The sequence below is a fragment of the Streptomyces sp. NPDC051180 genome, assembly GCF_040689545.1.
In the GTDB taxonomy this organism is placed as follows: domain Bacteria; phylum Actinomycetota; class Actinomycetes; order Streptomycetales; family Streptomycetaceae; genus Streptomyces.
The window spans coordinates 80,843-106,533 of sequence record NZ_JBFBBC010000009.1 but is presented as its reverse complement, the minus strand read 5'-3'; the positions used below and the strand labels follow the sequence as shown (position 1 = coordinate 106,533).

24 protein-coding genes are annotated in these 25,691 nt (G+C 74.6%); 17 read left to right on the top strand and 7 right to left on the bottom strand.

Going from position 1 to position 25,691, the window contains the following annotated elements; translation table 11 throughout:
• The first annotated feature begins 105 nt into the window (after positions 1 to 105).
• The 5 genes from AB0424_RS17970 (at position 106) to AB0424_RS17950 (ending at position 4,936) form a co-directional block, all read left to right on the top strand.
• Entirely contained in the window at positions 106 to 573 is a 468-nt protein-coding gene (locus AB0424_RS17970; protein WP_366306440.1) for an ArsI/CadI family heavy metal resistance metalloenzyme, read from the top strand.
• A gap of 7 nt (positions 574 to 580) precedes the next feature.
• Entirely contained in the window at positions 581 to 1,798 is a 1,218-nt protein-coding gene (locus AB0424_RS17965; RefSeq protein WP_366306438.1) for an MFS transporter, read from the top strand.
• A 278-nt stretch (positions 1,799 to 2,076) separates the two neighbouring features.
• Positions 2,077 to 2,520: an aspartate 1-decarboxylase gene (gene panD / locus AB0424_RS17960; RefSeq protein ID WP_366306437.1), complete on the top strand. Its 444-nt coding sequence runs from the start codon at positions 2,077 to 2,079 to the stop codon at positions 2,518 to 2,520.
• Between the two features lie 16 nt (positions 2,521 to 2,536).
• On the top strand, positions 2,537 to 2,881 hold the full coding sequence (locus tag AB0424_RS17955) for a GNAT family N-acetyltransferase (protein ID WP_366306435.1): 345 nt from the start codon (positions 2,537 to 2,539) through the stop codon (positions 2,879 to 2,881).
• Positions 2,882 to 3,457: 576 nt separating this feature from the next.
• Positions 3,458 to 4,936 (top strand): transglycosylase family protein, encoded by a 1,479-nt coding sequence (locus AB0424_RS17950; protein ID WP_366306433.1) that lies wholly within the window; start codon positions 3,458 to 3,460, stop codon positions 4,934 to 4,936.
• Here the strand turns inward: AB0424_RS17950 and AB0424_RS17945 are convergent.
• Positions 4,817 to 5,926, bottom strand: coding sequence for a DMT family transporter (locus tag AB0424_RS17945; RefSeq protein ID WP_366306431.1), 1,110 nt, complete (start codon positions 5,924 to 5,926; stop codon positions 4,817 to 4,819). The genes AB0424_RS17950 and AB0424_RS17945 overlap by 120 nt on opposite strands.
• Positions 5,927 to 6,241: 315 nt before the next feature.
• Here AB0424_RS17945 and AB0424_RS17940 point away from each other — a divergent pair, with 315 nt between their 5' ends.
• The 3 genes from AB0424_RS17940 to AB0424_RS17930 all read left to right on the top strand — a co-directional run bounded on the left by AB0424_RS17940 (position 6,242) and on the right by AB0424_RS17930 (position 8,957).
• Positions 6,242 to 6,955 carry an IucA/IucC family C-terminal-domain containing protein gene (locus AB0424_RS17940; RefSeq protein WP_366306429.1) on the top strand — a complete coding sequence of 238 codons (714 nt, stop codon included), beginning with the start codon at positions 6,242 to 6,244 and terminating at the stop codon, positions 6,953 to 6,955.
• A 61-nt stretch (positions 6,956 to 7,016) separates the two neighbouring features.
• Entirely contained in the window at positions 7,017 to 8,501 is a 1,485-nt protein-coding gene (locus tag AB0424_RS17935; RefSeq protein ID WP_366306427.1) for an SDR family NAD(P)-dependent oxidoreductase, read from the top strand.
• 285 nt (positions 8,502 to 8,786) lie between these two features.
• Positions 8,787 to 8,957, top strand: coding sequence for a hypothetical protein (locus tag AB0424_RS17930; protein ID WP_366306425.1), 171 nt, complete (start codon positions 8,787 to 8,789; stop codon positions 8,955 to 8,957).
• A 109-nt stretch (positions 8,958 to 9,066) separates the two neighbouring features.
• Here the strand turns inward: AB0424_RS17930 and AB0424_RS17925 are convergent, their stop codons facing one another.
• The 3 genes from AB0424_RS17925 to AB0424_RS17915 are packed head-to-tail and all read right to left on the bottom strand — an operon-like array spanning position 9,067 to position 11,946.
• Entirely contained in the window at positions 9,067 to 10,491 is a 1,425-nt protein-coding gene (locus AB0424_RS17925) for a lipase maturation factor family protein (RefSeq protein ID WP_366306423.1), read from the bottom strand.
• 22 nt (positions 10,492 to 10,513) lie between these two features.
• Entirely contained in the window at positions 10,514 to 11,065 is a 552-nt protein-coding gene (locus tag AB0424_RS17920) for a DUF1990 domain-containing protein (protein WP_366306421.1), read from the bottom strand.
• Positions 11,062 to 11,946 (bottom strand): YndJ family protein, encoded by an 885-nt coding sequence (locus AB0424_RS17915; RefSeq protein WP_366306759.1) that lies wholly within the window; start codon positions 11,944 to 11,946, stop codon positions 11,062 to 11,064. The genes AB0424_RS17920 and AB0424_RS17915 overlap by 4 nt, the downstream gene beginning before the upstream one ends.
• A gap of 264 nt (positions 11,947 to 12,210) precedes the next feature.
• On the opposite strand from AB0424_RS17915, the gene AB0424_RS17910 reads away from it, so the two are divergent.
• From AB0424_RS17910 to AB0424_RS17875, 8 genes are all read left to right on the top strand, one after another.
• Positions 12,211 to 13,659, top strand: a complete 1,449-nt coding sequence (locus tag AB0424_RS17910; protein WP_366306419.1) for a DUF6777 domain-containing protein — start codon at positions 12,211 to 12,213, stop codon at positions 13,657 to 13,659.
• A 157-nt stretch (positions 13,660 to 13,816) separates the two neighbouring features.
• Positions 13,817 to 15,793 (top strand): SpoIIE family protein phosphatase, encoded by a 1,977-nt coding sequence (locus tag AB0424_RS17905; protein WP_366306757.1) that lies wholly within the window; start codon positions 13,817 to 13,819, stop codon positions 15,791 to 15,793.
• Positions 15,794 to 15,892: 99 nt separating this feature from the next.
• Complete coding sequence (locus AB0424_RS17900) at positions 15,893 to 17,275, top strand: wax ester/triacylglycerol synthase family O-acyltransferase (protein WP_366306417.1); 1,383 nt, start codon at positions 15,893 to 15,895, stop codon at positions 17,273 to 17,275.
• 36 nt (positions 17,276 to 17,311) lie between these two features.
• Positions 17,312 to 18,184, top strand: coding sequence for a DNA-formamidopyrimidine glycosylase family protein (locus tag AB0424_RS17895; RefSeq protein ID WP_366306415.1), 873 nt, complete (start codon positions 17,312 to 17,314; stop codon positions 18,182 to 18,184).
• Positions 18,185 to 18,233: 49 nt separating this feature from the next.
• Positions 18,234 to 18,983: a LytTR family DNA-binding domain-containing protein gene (locus AB0424_RS17890; RefSeq protein WP_366306413.1), complete on the top strand. Its 750-nt coding sequence runs from the start codon at positions 18,234 to 18,236 to the stop codon at positions 18,981 to 18,983.
• 118 nt (positions 18,984 to 19,101) lie between these two features.
• The gene (locus tag AB0424_RS17885) at positions 19,102 to 19,488 is read left to right on the top strand and encodes a hypothetical protein (RefSeq protein WP_366306411.1); all 387 of its coding nucleotides are present in this window, start codon (positions 19,102 to 19,104) and stop codon (positions 19,486 to 19,488) included.
• A 19-nt stretch (positions 19,489 to 19,507) separates the two neighbouring features.
• A complete protein-coding gene (locus AB0424_RS17880) occupies positions 19,508 to 21,277 on the top strand; it encodes a cation acetate symporter (protein ID WP_366306409.1) in 1,770 nt (589 codons plus the stop codon).
• Complete coding sequence (locus AB0424_RS17875) at positions 21,274 to 22,482, top strand: histidine kinase (RefSeq protein ID WP_366306407.1); 1,209 nt, start codon at positions 21,274 to 21,276, stop codon at positions 22,480 to 22,482. The genes AB0424_RS17880 and AB0424_RS17875 overlap by 4 nt, the downstream gene beginning before the upstream one ends.
• Before the next feature lie 25 nt (positions 22,483 to 22,507).
• Here AB0424_RS17875 and AB0424_RS17870 read toward each other — a convergent pair whose 3' ends face one another.
• The 3 genes from AB0424_RS17870 to AB0424_RS17860 all read right to left on the bottom strand — a co-directional run bounded on the left by AB0424_RS17870 (position 22,508) and on the right by AB0424_RS17860 (position 24,180).
• Positions 22,508 to 23,011 (bottom strand): hypothetical protein, encoded by a 504-nt coding sequence (locus AB0424_RS17870; protein ID WP_366306406.1) that lies wholly within the window; start codon positions 23,009 to 23,011, stop codon positions 22,508 to 22,510.
• A gap of 190 nt (positions 23,012 to 23,201) precedes the next feature.
• Positions 23,202 to 23,615 carry a PaaI family thioesterase gene (locus AB0424_RS17865; RefSeq protein ID WP_366306404.1) on the bottom strand — a complete coding sequence of 138 codons (414 nt, stop codon included), beginning with the start codon at positions 23,613 to 23,615 and terminating at the stop codon, positions 23,202 to 23,204.
• 4 nt (positions 23,616 to 23,619) lie between these two features.
• Positions 23,620 to 24,180, bottom strand: coding sequence for a sigma-70 family RNA polymerase sigma factor (locus tag AB0424_RS17860; protein WP_366306402.1), 561 nt, complete (start codon positions 24,178 to 24,180; stop codon positions 23,620 to 23,622).
• 259 nt (positions 24,181 to 24,439) lie between these two features.
• Between AB0424_RS17860 and AB0424_RS17855 the strand changes: the two genes are divergently transcribed.
• Positions 24,440 to 25,639: a CapA family protein gene (locus AB0424_RS17855; protein ID WP_366306400.1), complete on the top strand. Its 1,200-nt coding sequence runs from the start codon at positions 24,440 to 24,442 to the stop codon at positions 25,637 to 25,639.
• Positions 25,640 to 25,691: the final 52 nt, after the last annotated feature.

The following is a 25,691-nucleotide window of genomic DNA, read 5'->3' as shown; positions in this document are numbered from 1 at the left end:
CGACGGCGCTCCGGATCGGCGTCGGAGCCCCGACCGCATCCGGCGGCTGCTGACCCTGTCCTGTCGAATTCATCCATCCACCCACCCCCCAACTGGAGGAACACGATGTCCCGCGTACAGCTCGCCCTGCGCGTTCCCGACCTGGCGGCATCCGTCGCCTTCTACACGAAGCTCTTCGGTACCGAACCGGCCAAGCTCCGTGACGGCTACGCCAACTTCGCCATCACGGAACCGCCGCTCAAGCTCGTCCTCATCGAAGGCGCCGAGAACGACGACACCCGTCTGGACCACCTCGGCGTGGAGGTCGACACCACCGAGGCGGTCCGCGCCGCCACCGCCCGCCTGGGCGAGGCCGGACTGTCGACGACGGAGGAGAACGACACCACCTGTTGCTACGCCCTCCAGGACAAGGTGTGGGTCCACGGTCCCGGCCGCGAACCGTGGGAGGTGTACGTCGTCAAGGCCGACGCCGGCACCCTGGCCAAGCAGCAGGGCAGCGCCTGTTGCGACGGCACGGTCGCCGCCACTGACATCGAGGCGAGTGAACCCGTCGCCGTCGGCGGATGCTACTGACCTCTCGATGACCGACCTTCACGCCCGCGGAGCCGCGACCGGAGCAGGGGACCGGTCGCGGCCTCGCGCCGTCCTGCCTGCGCTCTGCGCCACCCAGATCACCAGTTGGGGCATCGTCTACTACGCCTTCCCCGTGCTGAACCCGCAGATCACCGCCGACAGCGGCTGGTCCACCGGTGCCACCATGGCCGCGTTCTCACTAGCCTTGGTCGTCTCCGGACTCACCGGAATCCGAGTCGGTCGGATCATCGACCGCCGTGGCCCACGCACAGTCATGACGGCAGGCTCCATGGCCGGGGTCCTGAGTCTGGTGATCGTGGCCCTGGCGCCGAACCTGCCGGTCTTCTTCGCCGGCTGGCTCCTGGGCGGGCTCGCCATGGCCGCCACCTTCTACCAGCCGGCGTTCGCAGCCCTCACCCGCTGGTGGGCTCCCGATCACGTCCGCGCCCTCACGATCGTCACGCTCGCCGGCGGCCTCGCCTCCACCGTTTTCGCCCCGCTCACCGCCGCCCTGGCCGACCACCTGTCGTGGCGCGAGACCTACCTGGTGCTGGCGGCGATCCTCGCCGCCGTCACGATCCCGGCCCACGCGATCGCGCTCAATGCCCCCTGGCCCTCGGCGGCGTCCTCCCCGGTCGACATGGCCGCGAGTCCCGGTGCGGTGGCCCGGAGTCGACCGTTCCTCCTGCTCACGGTCGCGTTCACGCTCTCGGCCTTCGCCATGTACGCCGTCGTCGTCACCCTCGTCCCTCTCCTGCTCGAACGTGGGTACACCACAGCCCAAGCCGCCTGGGTTCTCGGCCTCGGGGGCGCAGGCCAGACACTCGGCCGCACCCTCTACGCCCCGCTGGCCCGCCACACCGGCACCACAGTCCGCACCACGACACTCATTGCACTCGGTGCCCTGACCACGGCGGCCCTCGCCGTCACACCGGGCCCCTACGGCTTGGTGATCGCAGTGTCGATCGCGGCCGGCATGGTCCGGGGCAACCTCACCCTCCTCCAGGCGACGGCGATCACCGACCGCTGGGGCACACAGCACTACGGCCGACTCTCCGCGATCCTCAGTGCCCCAGCCATGACGGCCTCGGCTCTCGCGCCCTTCGCCGCAGCCACCCTTGCCTCGGTTCTGGGCGGCTACCCGGAGTTGTTCGGAGTGCTCGCCGGCATCGCGGCGGCGTCCGCATCCGTGGCCACGGCGACATCCGCACGCGGCAGGAAGTAGTTCGGAAGCGATGCCGCGCCCCGGGAGAGTGACGGTGATCACGAGGGCTCTTTCGTGCGTGCTGCGTAGGCTTGTGGGGTCGTCGCGGTGGAACCAGGGAGAGTGGGTGACTTCCCTGGGCACTCCCTGATGATGCGTCAGGGAAGTCGGCAAGTGGTCAGCATGAGTCCTGAGAAACCTGGGGACGGCTGGCTGGACTTGCGACTCGTTGTAGGGTGTGGAAACAGCCCTTGACCTGCAAAAACGCAGGCAGGGAGCCTCAGTCCAGGAGTGCCTCAGTGATACGCACAATGTTCAAGTCCAAGATCCACCGGGCCACCGTGACCCAGGCGGACCTGCATTACGTCGGGTCGGTGACGGTCGACGTGGAGTTGATGGAGGCGGCGGATCTGCTGCCCGGTGAGTTGGTGCACATCGTGGACATCGACAACGGGGCCCGCCTGGAGACGTATGTGATCGAGGGGGAGCGGGGCTCCGGGGTGATCGGGATCAACGGGGCGGCGGCGCATCTGGTGCACCCCGGTGACCTGGTGATCCTCATCAGTTACGCGCAGATCGCGGATGCGGAGGCGCGGACGTTCGTTCCGCGTGTGGTGCACGTCGACGGGGAGAACCGCATCGTGGAGCTGGGGACGGACGCGTCCGCGCCGGTTCCCGGGAGCGACACGGTGCGCGGGCCGCACGCGGTGCCCGCGGCGGCCGTCGTGACCGCGCAGGTCTGAGCCGAGGGAGTACCGCATGGCAGAGCCGAGGATCCGCGACGACCGGGCGAAGGGCCGCCTGGAGGCGTTCGAGGGGGACACGTACGTCGGCGTCGTCGTGTACTTCGCCCTGGAAGCCGAGCCGCACGCTCTGGTGGCCGTGCACACGATCGTGGAGGGCGGGCACGAGGGGAAGGGGATCGCGGGGGCGCTCGTGCGCGAGTTCTACGCGATCGCGGCCCGTGAGGGCGTGCCCGTGGTGCCGCTCTGCCCGTACGCGGCCAAGTGGGCCGCGGGGCATCCCGAGGAGGCGCCCGTGCCGCCGTCGGACGTGGTCCGGGCGGCGAAGGCGCAGCTGAAGGCCACGCCGGAACTGTGGTGAGGTGGCGGGTCCGCGGCCCGGAGCGGAGGCTCCGGGCCGCGGACCGTTCCTCGTTCGGGAGAGGACGCGGGAGGGATTCGCGAAGGGAATGCGCGAGGGGGTTCCGCGGGGGAGCCGTGCGTCGCGGGGCCGGTCCGGCGGGCGGGGACGTCGCTCCGGGGCGCCCGCCCGCTCCCCGGGGGTGACCCGAACGAGGGGTCCGGCGGGCGGGGGTGCGTCGGGCGGGCGACCCTGGGTAGGCGGAGCCCGTCCGCAGGAGTCCGTCGACCGAGAGGTCCGTGATGACGCACCCGTATCCCGATCCGCTGCCCCCGTCGCCGATCCCGCCCCCGGTGCCCACGCCGCCGCCGGTGCCGCCGCCGAACCCGGTGCCGGTTCCGCCGGACCCCGGGCCGCCGCAGCCCGGCGGACCCGTACCGGAACCCGAGCCTCAGCCGCAGCCGGGGCCGGCGGGTCACCGCGGCGCGTCAACGGTGAGGTGACACAGGGGGCTTGAGGTTTCCCGAAGCCCTTGTCACGGAGTGTGCGCCACCCCTAACTTGGACGGCTGCTGCTGTGTTCAAGGGGGGCCCACCCATGGCCGTACGCGGACGTCACCGTCGCCACCAGCCGAGCCGGATCAACCGCGCCTCGCTCACCGTCACCGCGGGAGGCGCCGGAATGGCGCTGCCGCTCATCGGGGCGGGCGCGGTGCAGGCGGCGTCGCTCGACGTGTGGGAGAAGGTCGCGTCCTGCGAGTCCTCCTCCAACTGGCGCATCAACACGGGCAACGGCTACTTCGGCGGGCTGCAGTTCAGCCAGTCGACCTGGGAGAGCTACGGCGGCACGCACTACGCGCCGCGCGCCGACCTCGCCTCCAAGGACCAGCAGATCGCCGTCGCCGAGCGCGTCCTCAAGGGACAGGGGCCCGGTGCCTGGCCGGAGTGCGGCCGGCGGGCGGGCCTCGCCCGCGGCGGACCGGCGCCGGAGACAGGCGACCCCGGGCGCACGGCGGACGGCAAGGCGCCCGGCGGCGGGAACGCGCCCAGGACCGCCTCGCTGCCCGGGCAGCGCGCGTTACCGGAGCAGCCCGCCAGACCTGCCGGCCCGACCGACGTGCCGACCGTGCGCGAGATGTACACGGTGACGCCCGGCGACTCCCTGTCGGCGATCGCCCGCGACGAGCACGTGCGGGGCGGCTGGAAGGGGCTGTACGAGACGAACCGGTCGGTCGTCGGCGACGACCCCGACCTCATCCGCCCCGGCCAGCGGCTCACCCTCCGCATCGCCGCGCCGAGGAAGGCGGACGAGGCGAAGCCCGCCGCGCCGGCGAGGACGGCACGGCCCGCGCAGAACGCCCAGCAGACCGGTGGAGCCCGCCCCGGCACCGCCACCGCCGAGCCGCCCGCCGTGCGGCCCACCACGCCCGAGCCCCGGCCCAGCGCCTCGCACCCGGCGAGCAGGCCCGGCACGCGGCCCGCCGTGAAGCCCGTGTCCCGTCCCGCCGCGAAGCCCGTGGCGCGGCCGTCCGCCGGCACCGCCTCGCGCCCCGCCACGACCCCCGCACCGAGGCCGGTGACCAAGCCGGTGTCGAAGCCGGCCGCCAAGCCGGTCTCGAAACCCGCCGCCAAGCCCGCCCCCAAGCCCCGCCCGGCCGCCGACACCGACGAGGTCCGCTACTCGGCCCCGGTCTCAGCGGACATCGGGACCCGCTACGGCAAGCCCGGCAGCTCCTGGTCCAGCGGCTACCACACGGGCGTCGACTTCCCCGTGCCCACCGGGACCTCGGTCAAGGCCGTGGCCGGCGGCCGGGTCGTCTCGGCGGGGTGGGGCGGGGCCTACGGCTACCAGATCGTGCTGCGTCACGACGACGGCCGGTACAGCCAGTACGCGCACCTCTCCGCTCTCTCCGTCAGGGAAGGCCAGCGGGTGCAGGCCGGTCAGCGCATCGCGCGCTCAGGATCGACCGGCAACAGCTCGGGACCGCATCTCCACTTCGAGGTGCGCACGGGTCCCGGGTACGGATCCGACATCGACCCGCTGGCCTATCTCAGGGCCCGGGGCGTCAGCCTCTGACTCCCGGACCGCCGTCCGACGGCCCTCGGCCGACGTCCCGGCCGCCGTTCCCCGGGCCGGTCCCGCTCCTCGGGCCGGTCCCGCTCCCCGGGCCGGTTCCGGCCCCCGGACCGGCCGCGCCGCCGACGGCGCGGCCGACGGTGACTCCGACGCCGGCTCCGGTGGCAGCGCCATCCGGTCCAGCATGAGCTGGACGAGTCCGCCCGTGGCCACCGCGCCGCAGATCAGGGCGGCGACGGTGCCGGCGGCGCCGTACCGGAAGCCCTCGCCGAAGAGCGTGAGGCCCACGGCCGCGGCGACGACCGGGTTGACCACGGTGACGGTGGCCAGCGGGGCGGCGAGCCCCGCGCCCCGGTAGGACGCCTGGGACAGCAGCAGCCCCGTCACGGCCAGGGCCGACAGGACGAGCAGCGCCGTCCACTGGGCGAGTGGCGCGCTCGGCGTCCACTCCTCGGCGACCGCCTTGGTGAAGACCGAAGCGATGCCGAACGAGACGCCCGCCGCGGCGGCCAGGACGATGCTGCGCAGCACCGAGCGGCCCATCAGCCGCGCCACGGTGAAGAGCACGGCCAGGGCGCCGAAGGTGGCCGCCGTGAGCAGCCAGCGCTCGTCGTCGGCGGGAGACCGTGCCTCGGCGCCGCTGGTGAGGCTGAGCAGTCCGGCGAGGCCCGCGGTGGCCATCACCGCGCCGCGCCAGGCCCGTCGTCCGGCCCGGCGGCCGACGAAGAGCGCCGCGAGCGGCAGCGCGAAGACGATCGTGAGCGCGCCCATTGGCTGGACCAGGCTGAGCGGCCCGTACGCGAGGGCGGCGACGTGGAGGGCCGCGCCGACGCCGTTGAGGAGGACGGACCCCCACCAGGCCGGGTTGCGCAGCGGGGCGTAGCCCGCGCCGGGATCGGAGGCCGCGACCCGCTCCTGCACGATCGCCGCGGACGCGTAGGCGACCGCGGAGACCAGGGCGAGGACGACGGACAGCATGAGAGGACTCATACCTTCCACGATCTCTCTTCCGGGCCGATCGCGTCGTCGTACCAGGGGACGTCTTCGCCCGTACCCCCGGCGCAGTACACGGGCGCCGCGTACACCTTCGGATGTACGCCTTCGCAGGTCGGACCGGGTGGAAAGCGACTTTTCCGGCCTCCGGGGGAGGGCCCGTGGGACCGCCCGGACGCTCGTGGAATCGATGCCGGGACGTCTGTGCGAAACGGCCCGCGGTTACGGTGGGTGGCGAGCCGCGACGTCGGCTCCCTCCAGGCGCGACCGGGCCCGGGCGGACGGCGGGGCGGCAGGACCGGGGGCAGGCGCGTGGATCTCGTCGAGAGCGGATCGGTGGGCGGGTTCTTCGCCCTGCGGACCACCCCGCCGGAGGGCGGCGGCGCGCACCGCCCGCTGGCGCGGCTGTACGACGGCGAGGACGGCCCGCTCGCCGCGCGCGTGGACCGGGTCGCCGCCCGGCTCGGCACGGACGAGCGGCGGGTCGCGGCCTCGATCGCCCACCTCGGGCTGGCGGCCCGCCTCTGGTCGACGGCGCTCGGGCCCGCCGCGCTGTCCGGGCGCTTCCCCGCCCTGGCCCCCGCCGAGCTCCACTGGGACGGCGACCTCACCTCCCCCGACGACCTGTGGTGGTCCGGCTCGGCGACCCGTCCCGCCACCGTGGAGGACCTCGCCGCAGCCGTCGTGGACGCCCATCTCGTCCCGCTGCACGCGGCGCTGCGGCGCGACGGCGGGATCTCGCCCCGCCTGCTGTGGGGGAACGCCGGCTCGGCGCTCGCCGGGGCGCTGCGGGAACTGGCCAGGTGGGCGGCGGCCCACCGCCGCCCGGAGGCCGCCGAGCGGGCCGCCGCACTCGTCTCCGGCCTCCTCGCCCACCCCGACCTCGCGGGCACGGTCCGCGGCCCCCGGCTGCGCCGGTCCAGCTGCTGCCTGTACTACCGCTGCCCGGGCGGCGGTCTGTGCGGGGACTGTGTCTTCGACCACGCTCCTCGTACGGGTTTGGAGGCGCGGCCCCCCGCTCCGTAAAGTTGCTTCTTCGAAAGCCCCGCGAACGGCGACGTACGAGCGAACGAGGATCCCGAAGGCCATGACGGTGACCGAAGAATTCCAGGACTACGGGCCGGGCGTCGACCCCGAGCGCCTGGCCGTCTGCCTCAGCGTCCTCGACGAGCTCGACAAGCTGGACGTCGACCACCCGGACGCGATCCTGGTCCGCCGGGCCACCGCCGGCATCTACCGGACCGTGAAGCAGCGCCGCCGCCAGGAGCGCCGGGCCGCCAAGACCGCCAACGACAAGTCGGTCACCGAGGCCACGGCCACCGGCTCCGCGCAGCGCATCGACGACGAGACCGAGGGCATCCTGCCCTCCTCGATGACCGAGGAAGGCCGGATCGCGGGGATACTCCAGCGCCCGCGCTCCTGCTACGTCTGCAAGACGCGGTTCGTCGAGGTCGACTACTTCTACCACCAGCTCTGCCAGCCGTGCGCGGCCCAGAACCGGGCCAAGCGCGAGGCCCGCGCCGACCTCGCCGGCAAGCGCGCGCTGCTCACCGGCGGCCGCGCCAAGATCGGCATGTACATCGCGCTGCGGCTGCTGCGCGACGGGGCCCACACCACCATCACGACCCGCTTCCCCAAGGACGCCATCCGCCGCTTCAAGGCGATGGAGGACTCCGCGGACTGGATGCACCGGCTGGAGGTCGTCGGCATCGACCTGCGCGACCCGGCCCAGGCCGTGGCCCTCGCCGACCAGATGACCGAGGCCGGCCCGCTCGACATCCTCATCAACAACGCGACGCAGACGGTGCGCCGGCTCCCGTCCGCGTACGCCGCCCTCGTCGACGGGGAGGGCGCCCCGCTGCCGGCCGGCGAACTCCCCTCCCACCACGTCATCGGCGCCTTCAACTCGGGCGCCGTCGGCGAGCTGGTGGGCGGCTCGTCGCTGCCCGTCGGCGTGAGCGGTCTGGAGGCCCAGCAGGTCGCCGACCTCGCGCTGGTCGCGGGCAACGCCTCGCTCGCCCGGCACCTCGACGGCACCGCCATCGACGCCGGCGGCCTGGTGCCGGACGTCGTCGAGTCCAACACCTGGGTGCAGAGCATCGAGCAGATCTCCCCGGTGGAGCTGCTGGAGACCCAGCTGTGCAACTACACGGCGCCGTTCATCCTGATCAGCAAGTTGCGGCCGGTGATGGCCGAGGCGGCGAGGAAGGCCGCCAGCGGTCGCTCCTACGTCGTGAACGTCTCCGCGATGGAGGGCGTCTTCAGCCGCGGCTACAAGGGCGCCGGCCACCCGAACACCAACGCCGCCAAGGCCGCGATGAACATGGTGACCCGCACCAGCGGCGAGGAGATGTTCAAGACGGACGGCATCCTCATGACCTCGGTCGACACCGGCTGGATCACCGACGAGCGTCCGCACTTCGACAAGCTGCGCCTCGCCGAGGCCGGTTTCCACGCCCCGCTCGACCTGGTCGACGGCGCGGCCCGGGTCTACGACCCGATCGTGCGCGGCGAGGTCGGCGAGGACCTGTACGGCTGCTTCCTGAAGGACTACGCCCCCGCCAACTGGTGACCCCCGGGCCGCGCGGCCCCTCGTCTGGAATGAGCGTTCTACCGATCGGTAGGGCGCTCATTCGACGTATGTCACCCGATCGCGTCACACTTTGAAGCCCGGTAGAGCGCGGATCCGCTCATTTGGTTACTCTGATGTCCACGGTCGGCCACCGAGGAGACACACCTTCCTCACGGCCGGCCCGGGGACTGGCCTGACACCAAGGCCGCGGTCCCGCCCGACGAACGGCGCCACCGCGACCGACCGGCACTTGTCCTACAGGTACGCGACACGAAGGAGTGCGCGGTGACACCCGAACTGACGAAGCAGGATCCGCGACCGGCCGAACCCGCCGACCGGCCCCGACGCAAGGGCGAACTGGGAAGCCTCGAGGTCTGGGCCCGCTCGGCCCCGATCCGCCTCGCGGGCTACGAGGACGACCTCGCGGAGCCCCACATCCTGCCCGGCATCGACTGAGCCGGTGCCCTGACACCACACCCGCCCGACACCTGTGCCCCCGCTCGTCGGAACCCGTGTTCCGGCGGCCGGGGGCACAGGCGCGCGACGACGCGGGCCCGCCGCCGGCTCAACGACGGTCCACCGGCTCGCGCAGCCGGGTCGGCGGCAGGTACTCGCGGAGCAGGGTCCGGTGCCACCATGCCCCGGTCGCGCGCAGCTCGCGCCAGGTCGTGTACCGGTACCGGTAGAGCCGGGCGCGGACGTGCGTCGGCGGCGCGTCCGGGAAGGGGTTGTGCGCGAGCAGCCGCAGGGTGTCCCGGTCCCCGTCGAGCAGCCGCTCCACGAAGGGCCCGAACCAGTCCCGCGCGTACCCGGGGGAGAGCGCGGCGAACCACATCAACCAGTCGAGCCGCAGGTGGTACGGGGCGAACTGGCGGGGCAGCCGGCGCGGGTCGCCGGGCTTCCCCCTGAACCCGTACTCCCGCCAGACCGTCCCCGGGCCCGGGCGCCGCTCCTCGGTGCCCTCGACGACGATCTCGTCCCGGACGCGGCCGACGGTCCCGAACGCGCCGTACGTGTTGACCAGGTGGAACGGGTCGTAGGAGCGGTTCATCGCCTGGTTCCGGGAGAGCAGGTTGCGGACCGGCCGCCGGCTGCGGACAAGGACGAGGACGGTCACCAGGACGACGAGGACCACGTACCAGAGCGGGGGATCCGGCCGCGGGCGGTCGCCGGTGAGGGGTGAGGTGTCCACCGCGGACAGGGCGAGCACGATGGTGATCCAGTTGAGCCAGGCGAAGTTGCCCGAGAGAACCAGCCACAGCTGGGTCGCGATCATCAGCCCGGCCGCGATCGTGGCGACCGGCTGGGGGGTGAACAGCAGGAACGGCACGAACAGCTGGACGACGTGGTTGGCCGCGGCCTCCACCCGGTGCAGCGGGCGCGGGAGGTGGTGGAAGAACCAGCTCAGCGGGCCGGGCATCGGCTGGGTCTCGTGATGGTGGTAGAGACAGGTGAGGTCGCGCCAGCAGCGGTCGCCGCGGATCTTGATGAGCCCGGCGCCGAACTCTACCCGGAAGAGCAGCCAGCGCAGCAGGAAGAGGACGAGGACCGGCGGCCCCGTGTCGTCGTTGCCCAGGAAGACGGCGAGGAACCCCGTCTCCAGGAGCAGCGACTCCCAGCCGAAGGAGTACCAGGTCTGGCCCACGTTCACGATCGACAGGTACAGCGCCCAGAGCAGGAACCACAGGAGCATCGACACGGCCGGCGGGACCGCGTCCCCCGCACCCGCCACGAGCGCGAGCGCCACGGCGGCCCCCGACCAGGAGACCGCGGCGAACAGCCGGTCGGAGTAGCGCCAGTGGAAGAGCGAGGGGGTGTGGCGCGGACGGGTGAGGCGCACGTACTCCGGCACCGGGAGCATGCCGCGTTCCCCGATCAGCGCCCGGAACTGGAGGGCGGCCGACAGGAACGCCACGCAGTACAGCCCGGCGAGGCCCCGCTGGAAGACGATCCGGCTCAGCCACTGGTCGGGTGCGGTGAACCACTCCATCGTCTCCAGTATCGGCCCGGGATCAGCTCCTGACGAGGCGCCGGAGCGTCCGGCCGAGGCGGCGCGCGTACGCCCGCTGGAGCAGCGGCACCACGGGACCGGCGAGCCGGGTGTACCAGGTGCCGGGCCGGCTGAACGCGGTGACCGTGAAGCGGACGGAGCCGCCCGGCTCCAGCGAGACGACGAACGACTCCTCGCCCCGCTCCGGGTGCCCGGTCAGGGTGCCGTAGGCGAAACCGGTGCGGTTCTGCTCGTACGCCGTCCAGACCACCGAACAGGGGGCGCCGAGCCGGACCGGGCCGAGGCCCGCCGAGACCTCCAGGGCGACCCCGGGCGCGGCGCGGAGTGCCTCGCAGCGCACCCGCGCCCCCGAGGCGCGGTGCATCCGCCAGCTGGTGACGGCGGCGCCGGCCGTCTCGAAGGCGGCGCGGCCGCTGCCGACGGTCACGCTGTGCCGCAGGTGGTGGTAGCCGGCCGGCAGCGTCTCCGGGGTGCGGGTGGCCCCGACCTCGGGATACGTGAGGACCGGGCGCGGGTGGGCGGACCGGGAGAGGTCGCTCGTGAGACGGGTCATGCCGGGATCTCCGTTCGCGGGTGGACGGGCGGGGGAGTGGTGGTGGGGTGCGCGGGGAGCTCCGCTGCCCGGAGGCGGCGGCGGGCGAGCAGGCCGCAGACGGCGAAGCCGAGGGCGTTGCCGAGCCCGTGGGTGGCGGCGGTCCAGGTCAGGGAGAGGTGGGGCAGGCCGGTTGCCTCGCCGAGCGCCCAGCTGAGCGCGAGCAGCATGGTGACGACGAGGACCAGGGCGGAGACGGCGAGCAGGGCGCGGGTGAGCGGGTCCGCCGCGAGCTCCCGGCGTTCGCGCAGGGTCAGGACGGCGACCGCGGCCATTCCGGCGGTGAGGACGACGGCGCCCGCGAGTTCGGCCCAGTCGTCCACGAAGTAGCCGGCGAGCACGAGCAGGGTCCCGGCCGGGACGCTGAGCGCGGCGCAGCGGGCCGCCGGGCCGTCGGAGGCGCGGCAGACGAGGCCGGCGACCAGGGCGGCGGCGAACCCGGCGAAGTGGAAGTGCGGGACGGTGAGCGCGAGGATGTCGAGCTCGAAGCCGAACAGCGGGTGTCCGGCGCGCTCGGCGACCAGCGCGACGCCGGCCACGGACGGTGCGGCCAGCGCGGTGAGGACGGCGGCCTCCCGCGGCCTCGGGGACCGGGTGAGGAAGAGCCGGGCGGGGGCCTGGAGGGCGAGCGCCAGCGTGGCGAGCGCGTAGACGGCGGCCAGTGCGGCGGCGCCGGTGGAGCGGGGGAGCCAGAGGGAGAGCGCCCCGGGGGCGGCGAGGTACGGCCAGGCCCGCCGGAGCGCGTCCCACCCCGGCGGCCGGGGGCCGTCGAGGAGCGCGAGCCCGGTCGGCACGACCCAGAACATTCCGATCATGACGATCGGAGCCACCAGGACCGTCAGCGCGGCCATGTGTCACCCCCCACTTGAACGCGTTCAACTGGCGAGTTGAGCGTAGGGCTTTTCTTGAACGTGTTCAAGTGGAGGGTGGGTGGCGCCCCGGTCGCGCGCGGGCCGCGGGCCGGTGGGGCGGGGCCGCCCGCCGAGCGGGTGGCGCGCGACCCGGTCGGCCTCCCCCCGCTTGCGGCCCGTCACGGACTGCGACAGACATGGAGGACTGGCCGGAGCCGGGCCGCGGGCCCGGGGAGAGAAAGCGGGAGAACCAAGGTGCGCACCCCCTCGCGCCGGACGCGGCGCACACCCGCCGCCGACCGGACGTCCCCGCCCCCGGCCGCCTGCCCGGCCCCGCCCGCCGACGCCGGCGTTGCGACCGGCGCCGTCCACGCGGCCCGGCCGGCCGACGCCGGCCTTCCGGCCCGATCGGCCGACGCCTTCCGTGAAGCCGCGTCGGCCCCGGCCCTCCGCCCGGCCCCGCCCGCCGACGCGGGTCTTCCGGCCGCGCCGCGCGCGGCCGAGCGAGGCGCCTCGGCCGAGCGTGGCGCCTCGGCCGAGCGTGGCGCCTCGGCCGAGCGTGGCGCCTCGGCCGAGCGTGGCGCCTCGGTCGAGCGCGGCGCCTCGGTCGGGACGGCCCGGGCCGCGGCCGCCGCGGTCGCCTCGGCGCTGCTTCTCGCAGGTTGCTCCGTGAGCGGGGAGACCCCCACCGCCGGCGGCGAGCAGGCGGCCGCCTCCGCGGGGCGCGACATCGTCCTCCAGCCGGTCGGCGCCCAGGGCCCCGACCCCTTCACCGCCTCGACCGACCGGGTCTCCCCTCCTCGGCCGGCCCCGGACGGGGAGCCCGCCGAGGCGTTCCAGGTCCGCGAGGTCACCGGCTCCACGCCCGGGCTCTACGGCGGCACGCGCGCCGAGGCCAGCTGCGACGTCGAGCAGCAGGCGGCCTTCCTCTCCGCGGACAAGGGCAAGACCCGCGCCTTCGCCGAGGCCGCGGGCATCCCCGAGACCCAGGTCGGCGACTGGCTGCGCGGACTGACCCCGGTCGTGCTGCGCTCCGACACCCGGGTCACCAACCACGGCTACCGCGCGGGCAGGCCCGCCGCCTTCCAGTCCGTCCTCCAGACCGGCACGGCGGTCCTCGTCGACCAGTACGGCGCCCCGAGGGTCCGCTGCGCCTGCGGGAACCCGCTGCGCACGCCGGTCGCGGTCAAGGAGGGCGTCCACCAGGGCGAGCCCTGGAGCGGGTTCGACCCCGACCGGGTCATCGTCGTGCGGCCGACCTCCACCGTCGTCAGCAGCCTCGTCATCGTCAACGCCGCCGACCGCACCTGGATCGAGCGCCGCGTCGGCAGCGACGGGGAGCAGGACCGCAAGCCCGACGTCGAACCGGCCTGCGACCCGGACCGGTGCACCCAGACCGGCGACGCCACCCCCGACGCCACGCCTTCCGTGCCCGACGCCCCGGGCCGCAGCACCGCCCCGGACCCGGCCTCCCCGGCGCCGGTGCAGCCGAGCGCGCCGCCGTCGGTCCCCGAACCGCCCGCCCCGCCGCCGGAGGAATACCCCCGGACCGATCCGTACCCGGACCCCTCCACCGACCCGTACCCCGACCCGGGGACCGAGCCGCCCGTGGACCCGCCCACCGTGCCGGACGGCGAGCCGCCGCAGGACGAGCTGTTCCCCGCCGGGCCCATGCCGGACCGGCAGGAGACATTCCAGGGGTGAATCCGATCTTCCTGGTGCGCGGGGGCGGAGCTGCGCCTAGCGTGGCCCCATGAGCGCGGGCACAGGGGGCGGGGAGGCGGTCGAACCACTCCGCCGTGCGGCGGAGGAGCAGGTCGGCGGGGCCCGGATCCTCTCCGAGTACGGCTCCGCCTTCCGGATGGGCGGCTTCGACTGGGACCTGGTCGGCGGCGTCATGATCATGGACGACGCCGCCCTGGAAGTCTTCGACATGGACCGCTCGGAGTACGACGACCGGCCCGAGACGCTCGGCACCCGGGTCCTGCCGGACGAGGGCCGCCGCCTCGACACGATGGTGGCGCAGGCGCTCAAGGAGGGCAGCGAGCAGTACGGCGCGTACTTCCGGATCCGCCGCCGCGACGGCAGGCACCAGTGGACCCACACCCAGGGCCTCGTGCACCGGGACCCCTCGGGCCGGCCCGTGCGGATCGTCGGCGTCGTGCGCGACGCCACCCACGAACTCACCGAGTCCGCCGCCCGGCTCGGCCTCGACGAGGGGCGCCGGCAGCGCGCCGGCGTCGTCGAGGGCACCACCGCGGCCCTGGCCTACGCCCGGACGGTCCAGGACGTGATCGACCTGCTGAACGACTCGCACGCCCTGGAGCACTTCGGCGCCGCCAGTCTGGTCATGGGGCTCCTGGAGGCCGGCCGCATCCATCTCGTCGCCGAGGGGCCCGCCGGCGCCTTCGTGCCGGGCACCCGCTTCACCCGGGTGGACGAGCCGTATCCGATGAGCGAGGTGATCCGCACCCTCCGCCCGCGGTTCATCGACTCGGCGCGGGACTTCGCCGACTCCTACCCGGTGCTCTGGCCGCACATCAGCGGGCTGGGCATCACCGCCGCCGCCTATCTGCCGCTCATCGCCCAGGCCCGGCCCATCGGAGCCCTCGGGCTGCTCTACAGCGACAGGACCGGATTCAGCGAGGACGAGCGGACCCTGCTCGTCGCCCTCGGCAGCAGCATCGCCCAGAGCCTCCAGCGGGCCGTGCTGTACGAGCAGGAGCACGACCTCGCCGAGGGCCTCCAGACGGCCATGCTGCCGCGCCGCATCCCCGAGGTGCCCGGTGCCCAGACCGCCGTCCGCTACCGCTCGGCCCGGCTCGGGCGGGACATCGGGGGCGACTGGTACGACGTCATCGTGCTGCCCGGCGGGCGCGTCGGCGCCGTCATCGGCGACGTCCAGGGCCACGACACCCACGCCGCGGCCGTCATGGGCCAGCTGAGGATCGTGCTGCGCGCCTACGCCGCCGAGGGGCATCCCCCCGCCACGGTGATGGCCCGGGCCTCCGTGTTCCTGCACGAACTGGACACCGAACGCTTCGCCACCTGCACCTACGCCGAGGTGGACCTGGCCACCGGGGTCGTCCAGGTGGTCCGGGCCGGCCACGTCGACCCCCTGGTGCGCGAGGTCGACGGCGGCTGCCGCCGGGTGCCGGTCGAGGGCGGACTGCCGCTCGGCCTCTCGGCGGAGTTCGGCCGGCTCGACTACCCGGTGACCACCCTGGAGCTGGACCCGGGACAGACCCTGATGCTCTACACCGACGGTCTGGTCGAGAAGCCGGGGGCGGACCTCGACGAGGGGTTCGAGTGGCTCACCTCGCTGGTCAAGCGCGGACCCGGCGACCTCCAGCTGCTCGCCGACCACCTGTGCGACGTGGTCGCCGACCGCGGCGGCGAGGACGACGTGGCGATCCTGCTGCTGCGCCGGGACGGCGGGTACGCGGTCCCGGCCGGGCGGTTCCGTCAGCACGTGGCCCAGAGCGACCCGGAGGCGCTCAGCTCCGCGCGGCACATGGTCAGGGCCGCCGTGCGGGCCTGGGGCGCGGAGGAACGCGCGGACGAGATCGAGCTGGTCGCCGACGAGCTGATGACCAACGCGCTGATGCACACGGACGGCGGGGCGATCGTGACCCTGCGGATCCTGGCGGGACCGGTGCGGAGGCTGCGGGTGGAGGTGGAGGACCGTTCCAGCGCGCTGCCCCGGCGCCGCGAGGCGGGGGAGGCGGGCGTGTCGGGGCGCGGTCTGCTGCTCGTCGAACAGATCTCCGACGTCTGGGGCGTCGAGTCGCGGGGTGGTGGCAAGTGCGTCTGGTGTGAGTTCACCTTGGAGCGTTGAGCTTGTTAACTGAGCGTGAACTGATCGTACTTGACCGTAACTGACGGTACGCGATTCACTTCAGGTTCCCGCCCCTCCGCGCAGGACGTGAGGACATCCGTGAGCAGCAGTGAGCTCCTGGCCCCCGAGTCGACGGCCCCCGAACTACTGGCCCCGCTCGACCTGGCCTTCTGGCATCTCGAATCCGCCGACCACCCCCTCCACCTGGGCGCCCTCGCCCACTTCGGCCCCCCGCCGGACAGGCAGCCCGACGTGCTCGACCTGCTCGCCCGCCGCGCCGCCGCCGTCCCCCGGCTGCGGATGCGCGTCCGGGACGTCCTCATCCCGGTCGGCGGCGCCGCCTGGAGCGCCGACCCGGACTTCGACGTCCGCCGCCACGTCCGCGAGGTCGTCCTGCCCGGCACCGACTTCCCCGCCGAAGCCGCCCGGCTCGCCGCCGAGCTGATGGAACGCCCCGTCGAGCGCGGCCTGCCGCCCTGGGAGATGTACCTGCTCAGCGGCGCCCCCGACGGCTCGTTCGCCGTCCTCGTCAAACTCCACCACGCCCTCGCCGACGGCATGCGGGCCGTCGCCATCGGCGCCGGCATCTTCGACGAGATCGCCGCGGCCCGCCGCCCCGCCCGCCGCCCCCGCCCCGAGACCCCGCGCACCTGGCTGCCCGCCCCCGGCCGGCTGCTCGGACTCGCCCGCGACCGCCTCGGCGACCTCGGCCGGGCCGTCGAGGTCGGCGCCTCGGTCGTCGGCTCCTCCGTCGTCCGCGCGGGCCGCCCCGCCGCCGCCTTCACCGCGCACTCCAGCGGCACCCGCCGGATCGCCACCGCGACCCTGGACCTCGACCGCGTCCAGCGGATCCGCCGTACCACCGGCGGCACCGGCAACGACGTCCTCCTCGCCGTCACCGCCGGGGCCCTGCGCCGCTGGTTCGACGACCGGGGCGTGCCCCTCCCCGGCGTCGACCCGCGCGCCCTCGTCCCGGTCTCCCGCCGCCGCCCCGGCGCCGCGCCCGGCCCCGGCAACAGCCTCTCCGGCTACCTCCTGGACCTGCCGGTCACCGAACCCGACCCGGCCGCCCGGCTCGCCGCCGTCCGGCAGGCCATGGACCGCAACAAGGCCGCCGGCCCCTCCCGAGGCGCCGGCGCCGTCGCCCTCCTCGCCGACCAGCTGCACCCGCTCGCCCACCGCTTCGGCGCCCCCCTCGCCGCCGGGGCCGCCGGCCTCCTCTTCGACATGCTCGTCACCCAGGTGCCGCTGCCCCGCGCCGCGCTCTCCCTCGGCGGCGCACCGCTCAGCGCGCTGTTCCCCATGGCGCCGCTGGCCCGCGGCCAGTCCCTCGCCGTCGCCATGTCCCCGTACCGCGGCCGGGTCCACATCGGGCTCGTCGCCGACGGCGAGGCCGTCCCCGACCTCGACGCGCTGGCCGCCGCGCTCGGCGCCGAACTCGACCTGCTCGACCCCCCGGAGCCCCGCGCGGCCGGCGCCTGACGCGCGCCCCGGGCGGCCGTGCGGCAGGGTGGAGCCATGCCCGAACTGCCCGAGGTGGAAGCGCTGCGCGAGTTCCTCGACGCGCACCTGGTGGGCAAGGAGATCGCCCGCGTCCTGCCCGTGGCGATCAGCGTCCTCAAGACGTACGACCCGCCCCCGGGCGCCGTCGAGGGCGCCACGGTCACCGCGGTCGGGCGGCACGGCAAGTTCCTCGACCTCACCACCGAGGGGCCGGCCGGCGAGCTCCACGTCCTGATCCACCTGGCCCGCGCCGGCTGGCTCCGCTGGCAGGACCCGCTGCCCTCCGGCCCGCCGAAACCGGGCAAGGGCCCCCTGGCCCTGCGGATCGCGCTCACCGGCGGCGACGGCTTCGACCTCACCGAGGCCGGCACCACCAAGCGCCTCGCCGTCCACCTGGTCCGCGACCCCCAGGAGGTGTCGGGCGTCGCACGCCTGGGCCCCGACCCGCTCGCCGAGGAGTTCGGCCCGGACGCCTTCGCCGCCCTCCTCGCCGGCGAACGGCGCCAGATCAAGGGCGCCCTGCGCGACCAGAGCCTCCTCGCCGGCATCGGCAACGCCTACAGCGACGAGATCCTGCACGCCGCGAGGATGTCGCCGTTCAAGCCGACGCAGAACCTCACCCCCGACGAGACCGCCGCCCTCTACACGGCGATGCGGACCACCCTCCGCGAGGCAGTCGACCGCTCCCACGGACTCGCGGCCGGAAAGCTCAAGGCCGAGAAGAAGAGCGGCCTGCGCGTCCACGGCCGCACGGGCCAACCCTGCCCGGTCTGCGGGGACACCATCCGCGAGGTCTCCTTCAGCGACTCCTCGCTCCAGTACTGCCCCACCTGCCAGACCGGCGGGAAACCCCTCGCCGACCGGCGCCTGTCGAAGCTCCTCAAGTGACCGCGACCGCCCGGGCCCGCCGAGGCGGACCCGCACTACACTCCGCCGCATGCTGCGCGTACTGGCCGTCGACGACGAGGAACCCGCCCTGGGGGAACTCCTCTACCTGCTGCGCGCCGACCCCCGCGTCCGCACCGCCGAGGGGGCCGGCGACGCCACCGCCGCCCTGCGCAGGATCGGGCGCGCGCTGGAGACCGGACCCGACGGCGACGGCGGCATCGACGTCGTCTTCCTCGACATCCACATGCCCGGCCTGACCGGACTCGACGTGGCCCGGCTGCTCGCCGGCTTCGCCCGGCCGCCCCTCGTCGTCTTCGTCACCGCCCACGAGGGCTTCGCGCTCCAGGCGTTCGACCTCAAGGCCGTCGACTACGTCCTCAAGCCGGTCCGCCGCGAGCGCCTGGCCGAAGCCGTCCGCCGGGTCCACGACCTCGTCCACGCCACCGCGGCGCCCGCCCCCGCCGTCCCCGAGCAGATCCCCGTCGAACTCGGCGGCGTCACCCGCTTCCTCCCCGTCGACGACATCGCGTACGCCGAGGCCCACGGCGACTACGCCCGCCTCCACACCGACCACGGCAGCCACCTCGTCCGCATCCCGCTCTCCACCCTGGAGGAGCGGTGGGCCGCCCGGGGCTTCGTCCGCATCCACCGCAGCCACCTCGTGGCCCTCGCCCGGATCGACGAACTCCGGCTCGACGGCGGCGCCACCTCGGTCCGCGTCGGCGGCACGGACCTCGCCGTCAGCCGTCGCCACGCCCGCCACCTGCGGGACCTCCTGATGCGCCGGGCCGGCGGCTGACCTGCCCGCACGTCTACCGCGGCCGGGGCCCGCTGCGTAGACTCCACGCGTCCGCGGGCCGGCGAGCCGCCCGCGCGGACCGTCGGAAGTCGTCGAGAGAGGCGGGAGCGGACCGGTGATGTCCGAGCACCACCCCCCGCGCAGACCCCGGCGCGAGACCGTCACCTACGCCTCCGCCCACGGCCCGGGAGCAGCTCCGGGACCCGCGGGACGCCGCCCCGCCCACCCGCCGGCCCGCTCCGAGATCGACGAGCAGACCACCCTCGGCCACACCTACGTCCGCTCCCTGATGCGCAGCCAGCTCCGCGCCGCCCTGACCGCGCTCGGCGCGCTCGCCCTGCTGGTCGGCTCGCTGCCGCTGCTGCTGGCGCTCCCCGCGCCCGAGGCGCTCGTCTGGGCCGCCCTCGGCCTCGGCGTGTACCCGGTCATCTGGGCCATCGCCCACTGGTACGTCCGCCGGGCCGAGCGCAACGAACGCGACTTCGCCGGCCTCGTCGAACGCTGAGAACGGTGAACCGCCCCGCATGAACCAGACCCACGCGGTCGTCGCCGTCGCCGCCGTCGTCCTCGCCACCGTCCTCATCGGCGCGCTCGGCCTGCGGATCTCCCGCACCACCTCCGACTTCTACGTCGCCTCCCGCACGGTCGGTCCGGGCCTCAACGCCGCCGCCATCAGCGGCGAGTACCTCTCCGCCGCGTCCTTCCTCGGCATCGCCGGCCTCGTCCTCGTCCAGGGCCCCGCGATGCTCTGGTACCCGGTCGGCTACACCGCCGGATACCTCGTCCTGCTCGTCCTCGTGGCCGCGCCGCTGCGCCGCTCCGGGGCGTACACGCTCTCCGACTTCGCCGAGGCCCGCCTCCAGTCCCCGCAGGCCCGTCGGCTCGCCAGCCTCTTCGTCGTCGGCATCGGCTGGCTCTACCTGCTGCCGCAGCTCCAGGGCGCCGGACTCACCCTGGAGATCCTGACCGGCGCCCCCGACTGGGTCGGCGGGCTGCTCGTCGCCGTCGTCGTCACCGGCACGGTCGCCGCCGGAGGCATGCGCAGCATCACCTTCGTGCAGGCGTTCCAGTACTGGCTGAAGCTCACCGCCCTGCTCGTCCCCGCGCTCTTCCTGGCCGCCGCCTGGTACGGCGACGGCGCGCCCCGGGCCCGCTTCGACGCCCCCGCGGTCCTGCGCGGCCACACCGTCGTCCGGGTGGCCGACACGGTGCGCGTCGGGCTCGACGCCCCGCTCGCCGTCACCGTGACCGGCACCGTCGACTCCGTCCCCCACCGCGACCGGAGCCTCACCCTCGCCCCGGGCACCCATCACATCCTCGGCGGCACCACCCTCGCCTTCGCGCCGGGCGCCACCCTGCCCGAGCGGGCCGCCAGCGGCGGCGACCCCCTCGGCTGGTCCCAGCCCCTCGCCGGAGGCCGCGACGGGCACCAGCTGTACGCCACCTACGGCCTGATCCTGGCGACCTTCCTCGGCACCATGGGCCTGCCGCACGTCGCCGTCCGCTTCTACACCAGCCCGCACGGCCGGGCCGCCCGGCGCACCACCCTCGTGGTCCTCGGCCTCGTCGGCGCCTTCTACCTGCTGCCCCCGCTCTACGGCTTCCTGGGCCGCGTCTACGCCCCCGAACTCGCCCTCACCGGCTCCGCCGACGCCGCCGTCCTCGTCCTGCCCGACCGGATCCTCGGCGGACTACTCGGCGACCTCCTCGGGGCGCTCCTCGCCGGCGGCGCCTTCGCGGCCTTCCTCTCCACCGCCTCCGGGCTCACCATGTCCGTCGCCGGCGTCCTCACCCAGGACGTACTGCCCTCCCGGGGCGTCCGCCACTTCCGGCTCGCGACCCTGCTGGCCACCGCCGTCCCGCTCGCCGTCGGGGTGGTCGCCTCCAAGGTGCCCGTCGCCGACGCCGTCGGCCTCGCCTTCGCGGTGTCCGCCTCCTCCTTCTGCCCCCTCCTCGTCCTCGGCATCTGGTGGCGGCGGCTCACCCCGCCCGGCGCCATGGCGGGACTCCTGCTCGGCGGCGGCTCCGCGCTCGCCGCCGTGATGGCGACCCGGGCCGGACTGCCCCCCGGAGGCTGGCCGCACACCCTGATGGCCTGGCCCGCCGTCTGGTCGGTCCCCCTCGGCTTCCTCACCATGGTGCTGGTCTCGCTGGCCACGCCCCGCCGGATCCCGCCCGGCACCTCCGCCCTCCTCGCCCGGCTCCACCTCCCGGAGGAGTTCACCGGGACGGTCCCCCGACCGGGAGGCCCGCCGTCGGCCGGCGCCGTACCCACCCAGGAGGCCCGCCGATGACCGGCATCGCCCTCGCCGCCGCGGTCGCCGCCGGGGCCGTCCTGCTCGCCGCGGGCTTCGCGCTCGGCCGGCTGGCCGCCCGGCGCGGCGGCCGGGCCGCCGATCCCGGCCTCGGCACCCCGGTCGAGCGGGCGACCTTCCACACCCTGCACACCGCCTCCCTCGCCGCGCCGCCGCTGCGCGCAGGGCTCACCGAGGAGACCGCCCGCAGGGCGGCCGGCACCCTGCGCTCGCTGCTCGGCACGGAGGCGCTCTGCCTCACCGACCGGGGCGCGGTCCTCGCCTGGGACGGCCCCGGCGAGGACCACCACCGCGCGCACCTGCCCGACGAGGCGGCCGAGACCCTGGCGACCGGCCGCAGCCGCTCGGCGCCCACCGGATGCGCCGACCCCGCCTGCCCGCTGCGCTGGGCGGTGATCGCCCCGCTCACGGGCGAGGACGGCGTGCTCGGCGCGCTGGTCGCCTACGGTTCGCGGGAGTCGGCCGTCCTGGTGCGGGCGGCGACGGAGGTGGCCCGCTGGGCCTCCGTCCAGCTGGAGCTGGCCGAGCTGGACCGCTCGCGCACCAGGATCGTGGAGGCCGAGATCCGGGCCCTGCGCGCCCAGATCTCGCCGCACTTCATCTTCAACTCCCTCGCCGCCATCGCCTCCTTCGTGCGCACCGATCCGGAGCGGGCCAGGGAACTGCTCCTCGAGTTCGCGGACTTCACCCGCTACTCCTTCCGGAGGCACGGCGAGTTCGCCCAGCTCGCCGACGAACTGCGCTCCATCGAGCAGTACTTGGCGCTGGCCGGCGCCCGGTTCGGCGACCGGCTGAAGGTGAGGCTGCAGATCGCCCCCGAGGTGCTGCCGGTGACCCTGCCGTTCCTCTGCCTCCAGCCGCTGGTGGAGAACGCGGTCAAGCACGGGCTCCAGGACCGCGAACGGGGCTGCCGCGTCACGATCGCCGCCCGCGACGCCGGCGACGAGGCGGTGGTGACCGTCGAGGACGACGGCATCGGCATGGATCCGGAGGTGCTGCGGGCCGTCCTGCGCGGGGAGCATCCGGCCGGCTCCGGCATCGGCCTCTCCAACGTGGACGAGCGGCTGCGCCAGGTGTACGGGACGGAGCACGGCCTCGTCATCGAGACGGGTCTCGACGCCGGGATGAAGGTGACGGTCCGCATCCCCAAGTACCGTCCGGGCGTGCACCGATCGGCTCCCTAGAGCCCGGCCTCCGGACCACGCGACGTCAGCGCAGGTGCAGGGAGAGATGGGCGAGCGGCAGGCCCAGTTTCCAGGCGGGGAGCCAGACCTGCTCTTCCTCGTCGACGGGGAGACCTGGCTCCCCGGTCTCGGGGCCGTCCAGGTCGGCGGCGCGCACCCAGGTGTCCCGCAGCCGGCGCCAGGCGGTGTGCGCGAGCGCCAGGTCGGGGCCGTCGCCGCCGGCCGAGCGCCGGGCGGCGAGCCGCTCCTCGACCCAGGGCGGCCAGGGACGGTCGTAGGCCGTGTGGCGCAGCCACTCGTCGACCCGGTGGGCGGCCCATGCGCCCGCCGGCCCGTCCGGTTCCTCCGACAGGTGGACGGTGAGGGCCAGGGCCTGGAGCCCGGCCCGGTACTCCAGCGAGCCGGGCGCGACGAGCGCGGCGGCCCGCAGCACCTCGTCGGCCAGGTACTCGGCGCACAGCCAGGCCATCGGGACGGCGAGTCCGCCGCCACTCGTGCCGCCGGCGCCGTTCGTGCTCTCGGGCAGCAACGCTCCCACCTTCTCCCGGACGTCGGGGTCCCGGACGTCAGGGCCCGGGGGAGAGCCTCCTCCGAGAAGGGCGCCCGCGGGTCCCGCTTTGCTCAACTCGCCCGTGTGGTTTCGGATACGTTTTCCGGCCGGATAGGTGCCGGTGAGGTTCCTGGTGTCGGACGTGCCGGGAGAGGCGGGTGGTGCGGTCTCAGCCGAGGAGCGCGTACACGGCGGTGGCGTGGGCCGCGGTCTCCTCGGTGCCCTCCGCGGTCATCGTGATGTCGGCGAAGGCCATGCGCTTCCCCGCCCTGGTGAGCCGGGCGTGCACCAGGACGTCGGAGCCGACGACCGCCCGCTGGAAGCTGATGGACTGCTGGACGGTGGTCATCGGCACGAAGCCGCCGCGGGCCGCGGCCACGGCGATCACCGTGGCGGTGTCGGCGGCCGCCATCAGGGCCTGGCCGGAGAGACCGCCGCCCTCCCGGGCGAGCCGGTCGGACCAGGGGAGCCGGAGCACGGCCCCCGCCCCGTCGACGGAGGCGACCGAGAGCCCCAGATCGAGCACCCAGGGGGCGAAGTTGTCGGCGAGGAGCTGTTCGGCGGCGGTGAGTGTCAGCGTCACGGCGTCATTGTGGGGCCCCGGCACGGGGGCGGGCAACGGCCGTGCGGCGTGGCGGCCGGTAGCCGGGGAGCGAGCGGCCGAGCTGGCGGAGCGCGTAGTGCGAGCGGGACTTGACGGTCCCGGCGGGGATGCCGAGCTCGACGGCCGCCTCGTTGACGGTGAGGCCGTGGAAGTACAGGCGGACCAGCACCGCACGGTGCTCGGGGCTCAGTTCCCGGACGGCCGCCCGTACGTCGAGGGCGGCCTCGGCGGAGGCGGTGGGGTCGGCCGGGTCGGGGGTCACGGCCAGGACGCCGTCCCCGATCTCGGTGGGCCGGGCGAGCCGGGAGCGGCGGGCGTCGATCGCGAGCCGGCGGGCCACGGTGAAGAGCCAGGGCCGGATCGAGGCGTAGGCGTCGTCGAACGCCTCGGGGTGGAGCCAGGCCCGCACCAGGGTCTCCTGGGCGAGGTCCTCGGCGCGCTGCCGGTCCCCGTAGGTCAGTCCCAACAGGAAGGAGAGCAGCGCGGGGCCGTGGTCCCGCTGCAGCTCCTCCAGGGTCCGTTCGTCGGTCGTCGCCGTCGTCATGCTGTCCGCCTCTCCCGCGGCTCGTCGTCCGGCCGTATACGAGCGCATCCGGAAGAGGAGGGACAGGGAACGGACAGGGGTCTGCGACGAACGGTCGCACCGAGCGGCGAATGGTACGGCGAGCGGTCGGACGGCGTCGCCGCGTCCGTTTCAGCGGGGTTCGTGGGCGTCCACGGCCTCGACCCTTGACGGGACCTTTTCCGCGGGCTCAATTCATCAGAACAGATGTTCATCGGATGAGTTGGCTGGAGTGTCGAAGATGACCTCACGCACCAGACCCGCCGGGGCGGCGGTACTCGCCGCCTTCCTGCTCGCCGCGGCGACCGGTTGCACCGAAGGGGGCGGCGGCGCCGGCAGGACACCCGACTCCGGACGGACGCCCGGATCGCCGCCGGCCCCCTCCGCGGCGCCGGGCGGGGCCTCCGCACCCGTCGGCTTCACCCTGGTGGCCTCCGGCGACGTGCTGCCGCACGACTCGATCATCCGCCGCGCCGCCGACGACGCCGGAGGCGAGGGCTACGACTTCCGTCCGATGTTCGCCGGAGTGAAGCCCGTGGTCTCCGGGGCCGACGTGGCCCTCTGCCACATGGAGACCGTCTACGGACGGGAGGGCGGGCCCTACACCGGCTATCCCGCCTTCAAGTCGCCGCCCGAGGTCGCGGAAGCGCTCAGTGCCACCGGGTACGACTCCTGCTCCACCGCCTCCAACCACACGCTCGACGACGGCCCGGAGGGGCTCGCCCGCACCCTCGACGCCCTCGACAGGGCGGGCGTCCGCCATGCCGGCTCCGCCCGCACCGCCGAGGAGGCCGCCCGGCCCGCCCTCCTCAAGGCCGGCGGCGCCACCGTGGCCCAGCTCGCCTACACGTACGACACCAACGGCTATCCCCTGCCCGAGGGTCGGCCCTGGGCGGTCGGGCTGCTCGACGAGAAGAAGGTCGTCGCCGACGCGCGCGCCGCCCGGGCCGCCGGCGCGGACGTGGTCGTGGTCAGCGTCCACTGGGGCACCGAATGGCAGACCGAGCCCGACGAGCGGCAGCTCTCCCTCGGCCGCGCGCTGACCGCCTCACGGACCGGCGGGCGCCCCGACATCGACCTGATCATCGGCACCCACGCCCACGTCCCGCAGGCGTACGAGAAGGTCAACGGCGTCTGGATCGTCTACGGGATGGGCGACCAGATCGCCGGCGACATGATCAACCACGAGGGCGCCCACGACCCCCGCGGCAACCAGGGCACCCTCGGCCGCTTCACCTTCTCCCCGCCCCGCACGCCCGGCGGGCGGTGGGAGGTCACGAAGGCCGAGTTCGTCCCGCAGCGGTTCGACACCGCGCGCGGCCGGGTGGTCGACCTGGCCTCCGACGCCCGCGACCCGCGCCACGCCGAGATCCGCGACACGATCCGCCGGGTCGTGCTCAGCCGCGGCGCCGCGAAGGACGGCCTGGTGATGGGCGGGTAGCCCGTACGGCCCATCCGCCGGCATCGGGTGCGGCGGCGCGGCGGGCGGTCTC

Excerpts from the sequence above, each read along its gene's own strand:
- AB0424_RS17920 (WP_366306421.1), bottom strand. The coding sequence starts at position 11,065 with ATGACCCGTCTCACGAGCGACCTCTCCCGGTCCGCCCACCCGCGCCCG.
- AB0424_RS17970 (WP_366306440.1), top strand. The coding sequence starts at position 106 with ATGTCCCGCGTACAGCTCGCCCTGCGCGTTCCCGACCTGGCGGCATCC.
- AB0424_RS17855 (WP_366306400.1), top strand. The coding sequence starts at position 24,440 with ATGACCTCACGCACCAGACCCGCCGGGGCGGCGGTACTCGCCGCCTTC.
- AB0424_RS17895 (WP_366306415.1), top strand. The coding sequence starts at position 17,312 with ATGCCCGAACTGCCCGAGGTGGAAGCGCTGCGCGAGTTCCTCGACGCG.
- AB0424_RS17875 (WP_366306407.1), top strand. The coding sequence starts at position 21,274 with ATGACCGGCATCGCCCTCGCCGCCGCGGTCGCCGCCGGGGCCGTCCTG.
- AB0424_RS17905 (WP_366306757.1), top strand. The coding sequence starts at position 13,817 with ATGGGCGGCTTCGACTGGGACCTGGTCGGCGGCGTCATGATCATGGAC.
- AB0424_RS17885 (WP_366306411.1), top strand. The coding sequence starts at position 19,102 with ATGTCCGAGCACCACCCCCCGCGCAGACCCCGGCGCGAGACCGTCACC.
- AB0424_RS17965 (WP_366306438.1), top strand. The coding sequence starts at position 581 with ATGACCGACCTTCACGCCCGCGGAGCCGCGACCGGAGCAGGGGACCGG.
- AB0424_RS17945 (WP_366306431.1), bottom strand. The coding sequence starts at position 5,926 with ATGAGTCCTCTCATGCTGTCCGTCGTCCTCGCCCTGGTCTCCGCGGTC.
- AB0424_RS17925 (WP_366306423.1), bottom strand. The coding sequence starts at position 10,491 with ATGGAGTGGTTCACCGCACCCGACCAGTGGCTGAGCCGGATCGTCTTC.
- AB0424_RS17880 (WP_366306409.1), top strand. The coding sequence starts at position 19,508 with ATGAACCAGACCCACGCGGTCGTCGCCGTCGCCGCCGTCGTCCTCGCC.
- AB0424_RS17935 (WP_366306427.1), top strand. The coding sequence starts at position 7,017 with ATGACGGTGACCGAAGAATTCCAGGACTACGGGCCGGGCGTCGACCCC.
- AB0424_RS17950 (WP_366306433.1), top strand. The coding sequence starts at position 3,458 with ATGGCCGTACGCGGACGTCACCGTCGCCACCAGCCGAGCCGGATCAAC.
- AB0424_RS17860 (WP_366306402.1), bottom strand. The coding sequence starts at position 24,180 with ATGACGACGGCGACGACCGACGAACGGACCCTGGAGGAGCTGCAGCGG.
- AB0424_RS17955 (WP_366306435.1), top strand. The coding sequence starts at position 2,537 with ATGGCAGAGCCGAGGATCCGCGACGACCGGGCGAAGGGCCGCCTGGAG.
- AB0424_RS17890 (WP_366306413.1), top strand. The coding sequence starts at position 18,234 with ATGCTGCGCGTACTGGCCGTCGACGACGAGGAACCCGCCCTGGGGGAA.